Annotated in this window: 15 protein-coding genes and 1 tRNA gene; 7 read left to right on the top strand and 9 right to left on the bottom strand. The window is 62.6% G+C overall.

Features of this window, described 5'->3' with window-relative positions; translation table 11 throughout:
• Positions 1 to 18: 18 nt before the first annotated feature.
• The 3 genes from argJ to BG83_RS0124200 are packed head-to-tail and all read left to right on the top strand — an operon-like array spanning position 19 to position 2588.
• A complete protein-coding gene (gene argJ, locus BG83_RS0124210) occupies positions 19 to 1248 on the top strand; it encodes a bifunctional glutamate N-acetyltransferase/amino-acid acetyltransferase ArgJ (RefSeq protein ID WP_024979171.1) in 1230 nt (409 codons plus the stop codon).
• A 16-nt stretch (positions 1249 to 1264) separates the two neighbouring features.
• Positions 1265 to 2149, top strand: coding sequence for an ATP-binding protein (locus BG83_RS0124205; protein WP_024979170.1), 885 nt, complete (start codon positions 1265 to 1267; stop codon positions 2147 to 2149).
• Complete coding sequence (locus tag BG83_RS0124200; RefSeq protein WP_024979169.1) at positions 2139 to 2588, top strand: NUDIX domain-containing protein; 450 nt, start codon at positions 2139 to 2141, stop codon at positions 2586 to 2588. Before BG83_RS0124205 ends, BG83_RS0124200 begins: the two co-directional genes overlap by 11 nt.
• On the opposite strand, the gene BG83_RS0124195 is transcribed toward BG83_RS0124200, so the two are convergent.
• The 9 genes from BG83_RS0124195 to ispB all read right to left on the bottom strand — a co-directional run bounded on the left by BG83_RS0124195 (position 2581) and on the right by ispB (position 10996).
• A complete protein-coding gene (locus BG83_RS0124195; RefSeq protein ID WP_024979168.1) occupies positions 2581 to 2784 on the bottom strand; it encodes a DNA gyrase inhibitor YacG in 204 nt (67 codons plus the stop codon). The two genes, BG83_RS0124200 and BG83_RS0124195, sit on opposite strands and share 8 nt — an antisense overlap.
• 8 nt (positions 2785 to 2792) lie before the next feature.
• A complete protein-coding gene (gene zapD / locus BG83_RS0124190) occupies positions 2793 to 3551 on the bottom strand; it encodes a cell division protein ZapD (protein WP_004633038.1) in 759 nt (252 codons plus the stop codon).
• Positions 3552 to 3686: 135 nt separating this feature from the next.
• Positions 3687 to 4301, bottom strand: a complete 615-nt coding sequence (coaE, locus tag BG83_RS0124185; RefSeq protein ID WP_024979167.1) for a dephospho-CoA kinase — start codon at positions 4299 to 4301, stop codon at positions 3687 to 3689.
• Between the two features lie 13 nt (positions 4302 to 4314).
• Positions 4315 to 5196: a prepilin peptidase gene (locus BG83_RS0124180; RefSeq protein WP_024979166.1), complete on the bottom strand. Its 882-nt coding sequence runs from the start codon at positions 5194 to 5196 to the stop codon at positions 4315 to 4317.
• A 4-nt stretch (positions 5197 to 5200) separates the two neighbouring features.
• Complete coding sequence (locus BG83_RS0124175; RefSeq protein ID WP_024979165.1) at positions 5201 to 6466, bottom strand: type II secretion system F family protein; 1266 nt, start codon at positions 6464 to 6466, stop codon at positions 5201 to 5203.
• A 44-nt stretch (positions 6467 to 6510) separates the two neighbouring features.
• A complete protein-coding gene (gene pilB, locus BG83_RS0124170; RefSeq protein WP_024979164.1) occupies positions 6511 to 8238 on the bottom strand; it encodes a type IV-A pilus assembly ATPase PilB in 1728 nt (575 codons plus the stop codon).
• A gap of 259 nt (positions 8239 to 8497) precedes the next feature.
• The gene (locus BG83_RS0124165) at positions 8498 to 9772 is read right to left on the bottom strand and encodes an HlyC/CorC family transporter (RefSeq protein WP_024979163.1); all 1275 of its coding nucleotides are present in this window, start codon (positions 9770 to 9772) and stop codon (positions 8498 to 8500) included.
• A gap of 191 nt (positions 9773 to 9963) precedes the next feature.
• Positions 9964 to 10040, bottom strand: a tRNA-Pro gene (locus BG83_RS0124160).
• A 26-nt stretch (positions 10041 to 10066) separates the two neighbouring features.
• Positions 10067 to 10996: an octaprenyl diphosphate synthase gene (gene ispB / locus BG83_RS0124155; protein WP_050775659.1), complete on the bottom strand. Its 930-nt coding sequence runs from the start codon at positions 10994 to 10996 to the stop codon at positions 10067 to 10069.
• Between the two features lie 336 nt (positions 10997 to 11332).
• Between ispB and rplU the strand changes: the two genes are divergently transcribed.
• The 4 genes from rplU to proB all read left to right on the top strand — a co-directional run bounded on the left by rplU (position 11333) and on the right by proB (position 14389).
• Entirely contained in the window at positions 11333 to 11644 is a 312-nt protein-coding gene (rplU, locus tag BG83_RS0124150) for a 50S ribosomal protein L21 (RefSeq protein ID WP_004633023.1), read from the top strand.
• A 37-nt stretch (positions 11645 to 11681) separates the two neighbouring features.
• Complete coding sequence (gene rpmA, locus BG83_RS0124145; RefSeq protein WP_004633021.1) at positions 11682 to 11942, top strand: 50S ribosomal protein L27; 261 nt, start codon at positions 11682 to 11684, stop codon at positions 11940 to 11942.
• 194 nt (positions 11943 to 12136) lie between these two features.
• Positions 12137 to 13231: a GTPase ObgE gene (gene obgE, locus BG83_RS0124140; RefSeq protein WP_024979162.1), complete on the top strand. Its 1095-nt coding sequence runs from the start codon at positions 12137 to 12139 to the stop codon at positions 13229 to 13231.
• A gap of 33 nt (positions 13232 to 13264) precedes the next feature.
• Positions 13265 to 14389 carry a glutamate 5-kinase gene (gene proB, locus BG83_RS0124135; RefSeq protein ID WP_200869066.1) on the top strand — a complete coding sequence of 375 codons (1125 nt, stop codon included), beginning with the start codon at positions 13265 to 13267 and terminating at the stop codon, positions 14387 to 14389.
• Positions 14390 to 14462 lie beyond the last annotated feature (73 nt).

The raw sequence follows: 14462 nt of genomic DNA, 5'->3' as shown, positions 1-14462 counted from the left end.
TTTTGAAAGGTGTGCTCCATGGCTGTGAATCTCGTCGCGCCCGCCGCTGACACCCTGTTGCCGATCGACGGTGTGGACCTGGGCTGGGCCGAGGCCGGTGTGCGCAAGGCCAATCGCAAGGACGTGCTGCTGGTTCGTATCGCCGAGGGCTCGACGGTGGCCGGTGTGTTCACGCAGAACCGTTTCTGCGCGGCACCTGTGCAGGTGTGCCGCGAGCATCTGGCGAGCGGCAAGGGCGCGCGTGCGATCGTTGTGAACACGGGCAACGCGAATGCCGGTACGGGCGCACCTGGCCTTGCACATGCACGCCAGACCTGCGATGCCGTGGCCAAGCTGCTGGGCGTGTCGGCGGAACAGGTGCTGCCGTTCTCCACGGGCGTGATTCTGGAGCCGCTGCCCGTCGATCGCATCGTCGCAGGGCTGCCGGCTGCGCAGGCCAACGCGAAGCCCGACAACTGGCTGGCCGCCGCTGAGGCCATCATGACCACTGACACCGTACCCAAAGCAGCGTCCGCCACGTGCACGCTGTCAGGCAAGACCGTGCGCATGTCGGGCATCAGCAAGGGGGCGGGCATGATCCGTCCGAACATGGCGACGATGCTCGGCTTCATCGCCACCGATGCCAATGTGGATGAAGCCGTGCTGCAAGGTCTGGTGCGCCACGCCGCCGATCATTCGTTCAACAGCGTGACGGTGGACGGCGATACGTCGACCAACGACTCGTTCGTCGTCATCGCCACGGGCCGCGCTGGCACGCCGCGCATCGATTCCGAATTGCACCCCGACTATGCTGCGTTGCGCGATGCGTTGACGGGCCTCGCACAGGAGCTGGCGCAGAAGATCGTGCGCGACGGCGAGGGCGCGACCAAGTTCATGACCATCCAGGTCGAGGGCGGCCGGAACGTTGCGGAGTGCCGCCTGATCGCCTACGCGGTCGCGCACTCGCCGCTGGTCAAGACCGCGTTCTACGCTTCGGACCCCAATCTGGGGCGCATCCTGGCCGCCGTCGGCTACGCCGGCGTGGCGGATCTCGACGTGAACGGCGTCAACCTGTGGCTCGACGACGTGTGGGTCGCGCGTGACGGTGGCCGTAACCCCGAATACCGCGAAGAAGACGGTCAGCGCGTGATGAAGCAGGCGGAGATCACCGTGCGCATCGCGCTCGGCCGCGGCCATGCCTCTGCCACCGTGTGGACGTGCGACTTCTCGCATGACTACGTGTCGATCAACGCGGACTACCGTTCGTAATCCGGAGTCCGCCGCTATGTCGTCCGACCTTTCCGCACGGCTCGACCGCTTTCTCGGGCGGCTGGAGCAATGGCTGCCGCCCGAACTGACCGAGGCGGATTGGAACGAGGCCGTTGCCTTCCGCTGGCGCAAACGTCAGAGCCTGTTCGGCAACATCGGCTATCTCGCGCCGATCCGCCAGCTGCCGCCGATCCACCTGAGCGATCTGCACAACATCGAGCGCCAGAAAGACGCCATCGTCGCCAACACCCGCCAGTTCGTGCGCAAGTTGCCGGCCAACAATGTGCTGCTCACGGGTGCGCGGGGCACCGGCAAGTCATCGCTCATCAAGGCGTGCCTGAACGAATTCGTGAAGGAAGGCCTGCGCCTTGTCGAAGTCGACAAGGATGATCTGGCTGATCTGGGCGATATCGTCGAGCAACTTTCGACGCGTCGGGAGCGCTTCGCGATTTTCTGCGATGACCTTTCGTTCGAAGAGGGCGAATCGGGCTACAAGGCGCTGAAGTCCGCGCTGGACGGCTCGGTGGCAACGCAGTCGGACAATGTGCTGATCTACGCGACGTCCAACCGGCGCCATCTGCTGCCGGAGTACATGAAGGACAACGAGACCTATCAGCACACATCGGACGGCGAAATCCATCCGGGCGAGGTGGTGGAGGAGAAGATATCGCTGTCGGAGCGCTTCGGGCTGTGGCTGTCGTTCTACCCGCCCAAGCAGGACGAATACCTGACCATCGTCGGCCACTGGCTCCGGCACTTCGGCTGCAGCGAGGAGGACATCGCTGCCGCACGTGGCGATGCGCTGGTCTGGGCGCTCGAGCGTGGTTCGCGTTCGGGCCGCGTGGCCTGGCAATTCGCCCGCGACTGGGGCGGCAAGCATGGGCGGCAGCATGTCGACTGACAACCTGACTCAAGTGCCACCGACACACACGCCAGACGGCCGCAAGATCACCGAAGTGGCCGTCGGCGTGCTGGTGCAGTCGGACGGCCAGTTCTTGCTGGCACAGCGTCCCGAGGGCAAGCCGTATGCGGGCTACTGGGAATTCCCTGGCGGCAAGCTGGAAGCGGGCGAATCGGTGGAAGCCGCGCTCACGCGTGAGTTGAAGGAAGAGCTGGATGTCACGCTGCGCACCTGCGTGCCGTGGCACACCATCGAGCACGACTACCCACACGCGTACGTGCGTCTGCACTTCTGCAAGGTAACGGCGTGGGACGGGACACTGCGCCCGCTGGAAGGCCAGGATTTCGCCTGGCAGACGCTGCCGATCAGCGTTGATCCGGTGCTGCCGGCAACGTTGCCCGTCTTCGAATGGATGCGCGAGGAAGCGACGGCTAGTTGAGCTTGCCGCTCGTATCGCCGCCAGGAGCGTCGGGCAGGTCGTCTTCTTCGACCACGGGGATGGTGTACTGCTCGGCGGCCCAGGCGCCCAGGTCGATCTGCTTGCAGCGCTCGGAGCAGAAGGGGCGGTAGCGGCTCTCAGCCACCCAAGGCACGGGCTTGCCGCAGCTGGGGCATTTGACGGTCTTCACATTCATGGTGCGGCTCAGAAATTACAGAGCTTCAGCTGGAACGGGATATCCGCATCGACCGGCTTGGGTCGCAGGTCGCCATCCTGCTGGGTAAAGCGCACCCAGAGCATGTACTTGTTGGCACTGATCTCGGGGATGAACCCCAGTGCCGACTCATCCAAGCGCACCTGCATCAGCTGGTACACGCGGCCCGACAGCATCTGCTGATAGCTACCAGCGTTAGCAATCACCTTGCCACTCTGGCCCGATTCGCGCAGCAGGCGCAGCACGATCATCGTGGCGTCCCGCAGCGGCACCAGCGGTTGAGCCCATTTGATGATGTCGGCGCGGCGGCGCTCGGCAGGATGATGCTGCCATGCAAAATACGCCGGCAGATCAAACTCGCACGTACCGCCGGGGATGATCGCGCGGCTGCGGATGCTCGTCAGCCATTCATTGTCGGCGATAAGCTGGCCGGCTTTGCCATGCGTGGCAGTGAGATTGCCCGAGGCGGTTTCCAGCTCGCTGATGACGGCATCAAGCGCGTCCTGGTCGATCTGCGGATTGGCGCGCAGGGCGGTGAGCGTCTGGCGCTGGCGATCGAGTTCCTTCAGCAGGTCGGATTTGAGGTCGGCGCGCCCTGCCACGTCCACCACTTCGAACAACGTGGTCAGCGCCACATGGTGCTGCAGCGGGTGTTCCTGCACGAGAAAGAAATCCAGCCGCTCGAACAAGTCTTCGAGGCGCAGCAGCGTCCGAATGCGTTCGTTGAAGGGATATTCGTACAGGATCAAAACTTGGGTGCCCGGTGTGCTGGCCCGCTGGCATATGCGGCCCCGAAGCCCATTTGGCCTCGATCTGCCCGCATTCTATGCGAGACCCTCGTTCATCACAATGCAAAGGGCTGTGACGACCGCTTTCAGATCGTTTCAGTTCGACCTGTAGGTTAGGTCCAGACGGTCGATCTGCGGCAGGAGGTCGGCCAGCGCGCCGCTGTTGTCGATCACGTCGTCGGCTGCAGCAAGGCGGGCTTCGCGTGAGGCCTGGCGCGCGATGATGGCTTCCACCTGCGCGCGCGGCAGCCCGTTACGGACCATCACGCGGGCGATCTGCGTCTCAACCGGGCAGTCGACCACCAGAATGCGGTCGACCAGCGTGCGCCAGCTGTGATGCCCGGCGAGGGACTCCACCAACAGGGGGACCACGTAGACGAGGTACGGATGCGCATCCGACGCCCGCGCCGCGGCACCACGTGACAGCGCAATCTCGCGGATGAGCGGATGCGTGATCTGCTCCAACCGCGATTTGGCGGTGGCATCGGAGAAGGCGAGCGCGCGCATGGCATCGCGGTCCATCGCGCCGTCGGCGCGCAGGATACCGGCGCCGAAAGTCTCGACCAGCTTGGCGATGGCGGCACCGCCCGGTGCGGTGATCTCGTGGGCGATGGCGTCGGTGTCGACAATGGCCGCACCGCGCTCCGCCAGGCGGTCAGCCACGTAGCTTTTGCCGCTGCCGATGCCGCCGGTCAAACCGATCACGCGCATATTCGCCGTGCCCTTATGGCGCAAACAGAGGACCGAGGCCCGCCATCATCAGCAATTGCGGGCCGGCCAGCAGTGCGATCACGCCGGCCCCGGCAATGAACGGCCCGAACGAGAACGGCGATTCGCTCTTCGCACCACGCGCAATGCGCACGAGCCCAAACACTAGCCCCACGACCGACGAGAGCAGCACCACCAGTGGCAGCGCCTGCCAGCCGAACCACGCGCCGAGTGCGGCCATCAGCTTGAAGTCGCCGTAGCCCATGCCCTCACGGCCGCGCAGCAGCTTGTAGGCCCAGTAGATCGACCACAGGAACAGGTAGCCGGCCATCGCGCCAATCACCGCATCGGGCAGGTGCGTGAACATGCCGAACAGGTTCACGCCCAGCCCAAGCCAGAGCAGGGGCTGCGTGATGGCGTCGGGCAACAGCTGCGTGTCGGCGTCGATCATCGTGCCGGCGATCAGGAACCAAAGCAGCACCGCCGACGCAATTGCCACCCACGTCGGGCCGAAGTGCCACAGGCAGGCCGCCGTCAGCAGACCGGTGACCAGTTCCACCGCGGGATATCGCCACGAGATGGGCGTTTTGCAGGCACTGCACCGGCCGCGCAGCGCAAGCCAGCTCAACACGGGGACGTTCTCGATCGCCTTGATCTGATGACCGCACGACGGGCACGCCGAGCGCGGCACGATCAGGTTGTATGCGTCGGGATGAGGCAGTGGCTCTTCGCGAAGCTCGGCGATGTAGTTGGCCTCCTCTCGCTCGATCATGCGCGGCAGGCGGTGGATCACCACGTTGAGGAAGCTGCCGACCAGCAAGCCCACCAGTCCGCCGGCGGCAATCACGAACCACGCCGGCAGTTGCGTCAGCGTGGAGATGATGAACATCTCGGGCATTGCGTCAGACCACCGTACCAAGTTTGAAGATCGGTAAATACATCGCCACAACCATGCCACCGATCATCACACCGAGGAAGACGATGATGATTGGCTCGATCAAAGTCGAGATGTTGGCGACCGCATCGTCCACCTCACGCTCGTAGAACTCGGCCACCTTGAGCAGCATGTTGTCCAGGGCACCAGACTCTTCACCGATTTGCGTCATCTGCAGAACCATGTTGTCGAACACATGCGTGGCCTGCATGGCGTTGGTGAGACTTGTGCCGATACGTACCGCTTGCTGAACCTCCAGGGTTGCATCATGGTAGATCCAGTTGCCGGCGGCACCGGCGACCGACTCCATCGATTCCACCAACGGTGTGCCCGCTGCGAACATTGTCGCCAGCGTGCGAGTCCAGCGAGCAATGGTCGCTTTGCGAATGATGTCGCCAAAGATGGGGATATTTAGGATAACGCGATGCGTCGAACGCTGGACGTTTTCGGATCGCTTGAATGCGCGTGAAAACAGCGCGATGCCGGCGATGGGGCCCAGCACGATGGGTATCCACCACTTGACGAAGAAATCCGATATCGCAATGACGAACAGCGTCGGCGCCGGCAAATCGGCGCCGAAACTGGAGAACACGCCCTTGAACGACGGCACCACAAAAATCATCAGGACGACGGTCACGGCAAACGCCACCGTCAGCACCGAGATCGGATAGATCATCGCCGACTTGATCTGTGCCTTCAGCGCGATCGACTTCTCCATGTACAGCGAAAGCCGCTCGAGCAGCGCATCCAGAATACCGCCTTGCTCGCCCGCGTCGATCAGGTTGCAGTACAGCGTGTCGAAGTACTTGGGATGTCGGCGGAAGGCTTGCGCCATGCTGCTGCCCGACTCGATGTCGAAACGGATTTCCGTCAGCAGCTGTGTGAAATTCGGATTGGCGTGGCCCTTCGCGATGATGTCGACCGACTGAAGCAGCGGGACGCCGGCCTTCAACATGGTCGAGAGCTGGCGCGTGAAGTAGGCGATGTCCTTCGGCGTGATCTTCTTGCCGCGGGCCGCACGACGGCGCTTGGACTTGGTGATCGACAAGCCTTGCTTGCGCAGGACGGCATTCACCTCGGTGATGCTCTCGGCGCGCATCTCGCCCTTGAAGATCTTGCCTTTGCGATCTTTGCCTTCCCACTCGAAGATGTACTGCGTGGGCGCCTTTGTCTTGGCGGTCTTTCGCGCTGGCGCGGCGGCCGCGCGATTCGCGGCAGGTGCTCGTGTGGCCATGGTTGGTTCCTACCCCCCGGTATGGGAACGATTGATCGAGAAGGTTATTGGTTCGTTGTGGCCAGCACTTCCTCTAGGGAAGTCAGCCCCTGCTTCACTTTTCGCAAGCCCGATTCGCGCAGCGACATCACGCCGTCCTTGCGTGCCTGCTCGGCAATCTGCAGCGCCGTGCCGTGCGTGAGAATGATCTCTTGGATCGCTTCGGTGATCGGCATGACCTGGTAAATGCCGACCCGGCCTTTGTAGCCACTGCCGTTGCAGGTCTCACAACCGACCGGGTGATACGGCTGCCAGGAGCCGTCGACGTCCGCTTCGGTAAAGCCCGCGTCGAGCAGCGTTTCCTTGGGCAGCGGCCCCTGCTTCTTGCAATCCTTGCACAACCGGCGTGCCAGACGCTGCGCCGTAATCAGCAGCACCGACGACGCGATGTTGAACGGCGCCACCCCCATGTTCATCAGGCGGGTCAGCGTGGTCGGGGCGTCGTTGGTGTGCAGCGTGGAAAACACCAAGTGACCGGTCTGTGCGGCTTTGATCGAAATGTCGGCCGTTTCCAGATCCCGGATTTCGCCCACCATGATGATGTCCGGATCCTGCCGCAGGAACGACTTCAGCGCCGCCGCAAAGGTCAGGCCCGCCTTGTCATTCACGTTGACTTGGTTGATGCCGGGCAACTGGATTTCCGCCGGATCTTCGGCGGTAGAGATATTGATGTCGCCTTGGTTCAGCCTGTTCAGGAAAGTGTACAGCGACACCGTCTTGCCTGAGCCGGTTGGTCCCGTCACGAGCACCATGCCATACGGGCGCTTGATCACGTCGAGCAGCAACTGCTTTTGCTCCGGCTCGTAGCCGAGCTGGTCGATATCGAGCCGCTCGGTGGACGACTCCAGAATCCGGATCACGATCTTCTCGCCGAACAGCGTCGGCAGCGTCGACACCCGGAAGTCGATGGCGCGCTCGATCATCTCTTTGTTGTCCTTGTCCTTGCGGTCTTTCGGGACGGTGATGAGCAGCTTCATGCGGCCGTCTTGCGGCACGCGCTTTTCCGAGATGTCGAGGCGCGAGAGCACCTTGATGCGGGTGGCGATCTTGTCCCGGATATCCAGCGGCGGCTGCGCGACCTGCGCGAGGATGCCGTCAATACGGAAACGCACGCGGTAAAACGTTTCAAAGGGCTCGAAATGCAAGTCCGACGCGCCGCGCAACAGGGCCTCGGTGAAGAGCTTCTGCAGGAAGCGCACCACGGGGGCATCGTCGATGCCATCGGTGGTGGTGCGACGCGTGGCGGCAGCAGCGCCCGGGTCGTACTCGATCTGCGTAGCTTCCTGCTTGGGGAAGAGCGACTTCATCTCGGCCGGCGCTTCATTGGCGATGCTCAGTTGCCGCACCAGCTTGTCGTGCTCCACGATGACCGTTTCGATGGCCACGTTCATCTTCTGACGCAGCTCTTCGATTGGCTTCGGATCGCTCGGGTCTGACGTGGCCAGGATGAGACGGTTTTCGCGACGGCCCAGCGGCAACAGGCGCAACTGAGCAAAGTGCTTGTTGGCCGACAGCACGGCCGGTACGGTGTCGAGCTTGTACTGCGCCAGGTCCAGCAGCGGCATCTGATACTTGCCGGCGACAAACACGGCAAGGTCGTGCGCACTCATGATCCCGCTGCTCACCAGTTCGTCGATCAATTGCGTGCGTTTTTCACGCGCGCTCTGTTCGAGCTGGGTGAGTAACGTCGGCGCGATCCGCCGGCTCTGCGCTAGAGCGAGTCCGAGTGTCATGAGTCCAGTCCGTCAGGCTGAAGCTGACCATTTCAGCGTGCGCCGGGCCCCACCGCCTCCAGCGTGCGCTCGCCCCCCAAGGCGATTGTTTTATGTTCTGCAGCCGGTGCCCCACCCATTCGTGGGGGGTGGTGTCCGGAACCGGGGCAGTTTGCCGACCGCCCCTGTATTTGTAAAGCGCACATCAAAGCGCAGCTTGCATTTGTGCCACATCGGCAGAAAACCGCCCCAACTGAAGCGTTTGCTTTCGAGTGTGGCGTCAACTGCGCTTTGGCTGCGGCGGCTGATGCAGCCGCACCGTGCGGATCGACTGGCTGTCCATCTGGACGATATCCATCACGCAGCCCGCAATCTTCACACTGACCGTCGCCTCGGGAATCTCTTCCAGCACTTCCAGTACCAGCCCGTTGAGCGTCTTCGGGCCGTCGGTCGGCAGGCTCAGGCCGAGGCGCCGGTTCAGATCGCGCAATGACATTCCTGCATCCGCAAGATAAGTGCCTTCCTTGTCCCAGGCCAGCTTGCCGGCGTTGGGCAGCGTGGTGGTGAACTCGCCGATCATCTCTTCGATGATGTCTTCGAGCGTCACCAGCCCCAGCATGTCGCCATACTCATTGACGATCAGACCGATGCGGCGGCGATTCTCCTGAAAGTACTGCAGTTGCCGGAAAACGGGCGTGCCGCTCGGTACGAAATATGGCTCGGCCAGCAGGCCTCGGAAATCGTCGTGCGTAAGTTCGGTGTGCCCGAGCAGCGACAGCGCCTTGCGCACATGCAGGATGCCGATCACCTGATCGCTGTCCTGCTCGAACACCGGCAGCTTGTTGTGATAGCAGGTCTCGAGCTGCTGGATGACTTCTTCAATCGGGCGCGACAGATCGAGCGATTCAACCCGCGCGCGCGGCGTCATCACGTCGTCCACGGTGATGACGTCAAGATCGAACAGGTTGAGCAGGATGCTGCGGTGCTTGTGCGGAATGAAGTTGCCTGATTCCAGCACCAGCGTGCGCAGTTCCTCGGTCGACATGCGCTGCTCTGGCGCCTTACGCGTGTTGATGCGCACCAATCGCAGCACACCCATGGCAAACGCGTTGACCACCGCGACCAGCGGCGTCGAAATCTGCAGCAGCGGCTTGATGATGAAGCTGGCCGGGAAGGCCACGCGTTCGGGGTAGGTCGCGCCCACGATCTTGGGGGCAATCTCGGCGAATACGATGATAAGAAACGCGACGATGGCCGTGGCAATCGACAGCGTCGTTCCGTTGTTGCCGAAGTAGTGGATGGCCAAGGTGGTGATCAGCACCGGCACGGCGGTGTTGATCAGATTGTTGCCGATCAGGATGAGTGAAAGCAGCTTGTCGGTCTGACCGAGCAACTGCTGCGTATTGCGCGCGCCCGATACGTTGGACTTGGCAAGATGCCGCAGGCGATGGCGGTTGAGCGCCATCATCGCGGTTTCGGAAATCGAGAAGAAGGCGGAGCAGCACAACAGCAGCACGACGGCGCCGATTTGTGCCCAGAGCGGCCAAGAGTCCAAAGCGGGAGGGGAAGGGCGGCGAAGCGCCCACTATAACAGAGGGGTTTGCCGCTTCTGCGCACACGGCCATTGGCCGCGCGGACAGCGCAACACCCCGCTGGATTGAGCGGACGCGATGCGGAAAATGCCTGGGAATTGCTGTGCGGCGATGCTGAAAACCGTGCCGCAGGAATGACTTGAATACGAGAAACTGGTCGGGGTGAGAGGATTCGAACCTCCGGCCTCTACGTCCCGAACGTAGCGCTCTACCAGGCTAAGCTACACCCCGATGCTTCTTCGCAGATCTCGTGCGTGTCAGGACTGACGTTGCAGCGAGAAAGCACACAAGTCTATCAGCGTCTGGCGGAAAAGGGAAGGGGGTAATGCGTTTGCTGCTGCTTCAGCTGCGGCGGCTTCGCGCTCGGCGGCTTGGCGCGTGTACTCCAATGCGCCGGAAGCCTGAATGGCGGCGAAGATCGCATCGAAATGTTCCGTGCCGCCTTGCTCGATGGCTTGGCGCACCAGTGCGCGTTGTTCTTCCGTGCCGTTCGATAGCAGGTGGATGAGCGGCAGGGTTGGCTTGCCCTCGCGCAGGTCGTCGCCGGCGTTCTTGCCCATTTGATCCGCGGTGGACGTGTAGTCGAGCAGGTCATCGACGATCTGGAACGCGGTGCCGATGCGGCGGCCGTATTCGGCGGCGGCTTCTTCAGTGGCGGCGTCCGCGCCTGAGAGCACTGCGCCAATCTGTGCGGCCGCCTCGAAAAGCTTGGCGGTCTTGTAGCGAATGACCTGCAGGTAGCGCTCTTCCGTCACGTCCGGGTCGTGCATGTTCAGCAGCTGCAGAACCTCGCCTTCGGAAATGATGTTGGTTGCGTCGGCCAGGATCTGCATGATGCGCATGCTGTTGGCCTGCACCATCATCTGGAAGGCGCGCGAATACAGGAAGTCGCCCACCAGCACGCTGGCCGCATTGCCGAACACGGCGTTGGCGGTCTTTCGGCCGCGGCGCAAGTCGGATTCGTCAACCACGTCGTCGTGCAGCAGCGTGGCTGTGTGGATGAACTCGACCACGGCGGCCAGCTCGTGCTGATGCTCGCCCTTGTAGCCGAGGGCATTTGCCACCAGCAGCAGGATCACTGGACGCAGCCGCTTGCCGCCGGCGCTGATGATGTATTCACCAATCTGATTGATCAGTACCACCTCCGAGCCCAGGCGGCGGCGGATCACGGCATCGACGGCGCGCATGTCTTCAGCGACAGGGGCGAGCAGGACGGAGGCGGAGGTTTGGGTCAAGGCGAATTCCGACAGAAGGCGTGTGGCTGATAGTCGACTTGCGCGCGAGCGATGCGGCGCAAAAAACCGCGAGATTATAGAGCAACCAAGTAGTTTGCCCGATGGCGTGTCGCCCGACGCTTGATGTGGCTGGCCGTTGTGCGGGCGCAGCACACGCATTGGGCGATTAGCCTTTGATTTGCTTGAGTTTTTCTTGTATAGTTGCGAGTTCTCTGTGTCCGTTGTCTGCGCATGCGGTCGACAAGTGGCGCAAGAGTCATGTTTTAGTTCTTTTATCGAGGTCCGACAATGTACGCGGTCGTAAAAACCGGCGGTAAGCAATACAAGGTTGCTGCTGGCGAAAAACTGAAAGTAGAACAGATACCGGCGGACGTTGGCGCAGAAATCACGCTTGACCAGGTGCTCGCAGTGGGCGCCGGCGACCAACTCAAGGTTGGTGCGCCGCTGGTGAGCGGGGCTGCCGTCAAAGCCACCGTCATCTCCCATGGTCGTCACGACAAAGTGCACATCTTCAAGATGCGCCGTCGTAAGCACTATCAAAAGCGCCAAGGGCATCGTCAAAATTACACCGAGTTGCGTATCGACTCGATCGTGGCCTAAGGCTGCGTCGTCTACGTAACCGGATAGGAGTTCAGTCATGGCACAGAAAAAAGGCGGCGGTTCCACACGGAACGGCCGCGATTCCGAGTCGAAGCGCCTGGGCGTGAAGGTGTACGGCGGTCAAGCCATCAACGCTGGCGGCATCATCGTTCGCCAACGCGGCACCCGCACGCATGCTGGCGTGAACGTGGGCATGGGCAAGGACCACACCCTCTTCGCGCTGGTCGATGGCCACGTGAAGTTCGCCAACCGCGGCGAAGGCAAGAAGCAGTTCGTCGACGTTGTTCCGGCGGCCTGATTCAGCCTTGTAGTAGAAAGGCCCCGCACCCGTGCGGGGCTTTTTCGTTTCTGGCCGCTAACAAAACGCGACTTTGATCCTGGGCGGTACGCTGCTTCTTGGCGCGTGTTCCAGGTGCGTTCTGTTAGCGACGGCGCGAGTGGCGCCGATTTCTTTTTACCTGCCGTGCGTACGCCGCACGGGCGGAGACCTCCATGAAGTTCATCGACGAAGCCCGGATTGAAGTGATCGCTGGTGACGGCGGCAACGGCAGCGCCTCGATGCGCCGCGAGAAATTCGTCCCGTTTGGCGGACCGGACGGCGGCGACGGTGGGCGTGGCGGCAGCGTGTGGGCCGTGGCTGACCGCAACATCAACACCCTGATCGACTACCGCTTTGCCAAGAAGCATCTCGCGCGCAACGGCGAAAACGGTCGCGGTGCCGACTGCTACGGCGCCGCTGGCGACGACATCACTCTGCGCATGCCTGTGGGCACTGCCATTTACGATGCCGACACGGAAGAGTTGATCGCCGACCTGACGGTCGACGGTCAGCGCCTGTGCCTGGCGCAGGGCGGCGAGGGCGGCTGGGGCAACATTCACTTCAAGTCGAGCACCAACCGCGCGCCGCGCCAGAAGACCGACGGCAAGGCCGGTGAGCGCCGCAACCTCCGCCTCGAGTTGAAGGTGCTGGCCGACGTGGGCTTGCTCGGCATGCCCAATGCGGGCAAATCGACGCTGATCACCGCCATTTCCAATGCGCGCCCGAAGATTGCCGACTACCCGTTCACGACGCTGCACCCGAACCTGGGTGTGGTCCGGAGTGGCCCATCGAAATCGTTCGTGGTGGCGGACATTCCCGGCCTGATCGAAGGCGCAGCGGAAGGCGCCGGTTTGGGCCACCAGTTCTTGCGGCACCTGCAGCGTACGCGCGTGTTGCTGCACGTGGTGGATCTCGCCCCGTTCGACGAGAACGTCGACCCGGTGGCCGAAGCCAAGGCGATTGTCGGCGAGTTGAAGAAGTACGACGCTGAACTCTTCGACAAGCCGCGCTGGCTCGTGCTCAACAAGCTCGACATGGTGCCCGAGGACGAACGTGAAGCGCGCGTGAAAGACTTCGTGAAGCGCTTCAAGTGGAAGGGTCCGGTGCACCGCATTTCTGCGTTGACGCACGATGGCACGCAGGCGCTTGTCCACGCGATCCAGGAATACCTCGACGAGCTGCGCGCTGAAGAGGACGCCGCAGCGGCCGCGCCCGACCAGCGTCTGGATCCGACACTGCACAACGTCGACCACGACGATCAAGCCTAAACACAACAGACATTCTTCGGAGACACGCCCACCATGGCCCTGCATTCGCTGATTGCCGATGCGCGCCGCCTTGTCGTCAAGGTCGGTTCCAGCCTGGTTACCAACGATGGCCGTGGCCTCGACCAGGCCGCCATTGCCCGCTGGGCCGCGCAGATCGCGGCGTTACGGGCGGCGGGCAAGGAAGTCGTGCTGGTAAGCTCCGGCGCCATCGCCGAGGGCATGCAGCGGTTGGGCTGGGCCAAGCGTCCGAAGGAAATTCATGAGTTGCAGGCCGCCGCTGCCGTCGGGCAGATGGGGCTGGCGCAGGTGTACGAATCTGAGTTCGCGCGGCACAGCATCCGCACGGCGCAGGTGCTGCTCACGCACGGCGATTTGGCTGATCGGGAGCGCTACCTCAACGCGCGTTCCACGCTGCTCACGCTGCTGAGCCTCGGTGTCGTGCCGATCATCAACGAGAACGACACCGTTGTCACCGATGAAATCAAGTTCGGCGACAACGACACGCTGGGTGCGCTTGTCACCAACCTGATCGAAGGCGATGCGCTGATCATCCTGACAGACCAGCGCGGCCTGTATACCGCTGATCCGCGCAAGGACCCAGGCGCTCGCTTTGTCGACGAGGCGCAAGCCGGCACGCCCGACCTTGAGCAGATGGCTGGCGGCGCCGGTTCGAGCATCGGCAAGGGCGGCATGCTGACGAAGATTCTGGCGGCCAAGCGCGCGGCAAAATCGGGCGCACACACCATCATTGCTTCGGGTCGGGAGGCTGACGTGCTTGCGCGGCTGGCGAACGGCGAGGCCATCGGCACGCAACTTCGCGCGCCGACCGGGCGGATGGCGGCGCGCAAGCAGTGGATGATCGACCACCTGCAGCTGCGCGGTCGCGTGGTGCTGGATGCCGGCGCGGTAGAAAAACTCACGGCCGGCGGCAAGTCGTTGCTGCCGATTGGCGTGACCGAAGTACAGGGCGAGTTTGCGCGCGGCGAAGTGATCTCGTGCGTGGACGCGGCGGGGCTGGAAGTGGCCCGTGGGTTGACGAACTATTCGTCAGCTGAGGCCCGCTTGATTGCGCGGAAGTCGTCTTCGGAGATCGAGGCGGTGCTGGGGTATGTGAGCGCTGCGGAGTTGGTGCACCGGGACAATCTAGTGTTGCTCTGAGTAGGAGCGTTGGTGGTATGACCCCTTCGATCCCGGTAGGGAGCGAAGGGACAGTGGACCACCAAGGCCCAAT

Source organism: Ralstonia pickettii (assembly GCF_000607165.1).
Classification (GTDB): Bacteria; Pseudomonadota; Gammaproteobacteria; order Burkholderiales; family Burkholderiaceae; genus Ralstonia; species Ralstonia holmesii.
The sequence above is the reverse complement of the archived record's forward strand: the minus strand, read 5'-3'. Positions and strand labels throughout refer to the sequence as shown.

Bases quoted from the DNA above. Each gene is read 5' to 3' on its own strand.
- rpmA (WP_004633021.1), top strand. From the start codon at position 11,682: ATGGCACAGAAAAAAGGCGGCGGTTCCACACGGAACGGCCGCGATTCC.
- argJ (WP_024979171.1), top strand. From the start codon at position 19: ATGGCTGTGAATCTCGTCGCGCCCGCCGCTGACACCCTGTTGCCGATC.
- BG83_RS0124175 (WP_024979165.1), bottom strand. From the start codon at position 6,466: ATGGCCACACGAGCACCTGCCGCGAATCGCGCGGCCGCCGCGCCAGCG.
- BG83_RS0124200 (WP_024979169.1), top strand. From the start codon at position 2,139: ATGTCGACTGACAACCTGACTCAAGTGCCACCGACACACACGCCAGAC.
- BG83_RS0124180 (WP_024979166.1), bottom strand. From the start codon at position 5,196: ATGCCCGAGATGTTCATCATCTCCACGCTGACGCAACTGCCGGCGTGG.
- proB (WP_200869066.1), top strand. From the start codon at position 13,265: ATGGCCCTGCATTCGCTGATTGCCGATGCGCGCCGCCTTGTCGTCAAG.
- obgE (WP_024979162.1), top strand. From the start codon at position 12,137: ATGAAGTTCATCGACGAAGCCCGGATTGAAGTGATCGCTGGTGACGGC.
- pilB (WP_024979164.1), bottom strand. From the start codon at position 8,238: ATGACACTCGGACTCGCTCTAGCGCAGAGCCGGCGGATCGCGCCGACG.
- coaE (WP_024979167.1), bottom strand. From the start codon at position 4,301: ATGCGCGTGATCGGTTTGACCGGCGGCATCGGCAGCGGCAAAAGCTAC.
- ispB (WP_050775659.1), bottom strand. From the start codon at position 10,996: ATGCGCGCCGTCGATGCCGTGATCCGCCGCCGCCTGGGCTCGGAGGTG.
- BG83_RS0124195 (WP_024979168.1), bottom strand. From the start codon at position 2,784: ATGAATGTGAAGACCGTCAAATGCCCCAGCTGCGGCAAGCCCGTGCCT.
- BG83_RS0124205 (WP_024979170.1), top strand. From the start codon at position 1,265: ATGTCGTCCGACCTTTCCGCACGGCTCGACCGCTTTCTCGGGCGGCTG.
- rplU (WP_004633023.1), top strand. From the start codon at position 11,333: ATGTACGCGGTCGTAAAAACCGGCGGTAAGCAATACAAGGTTGCTGCT.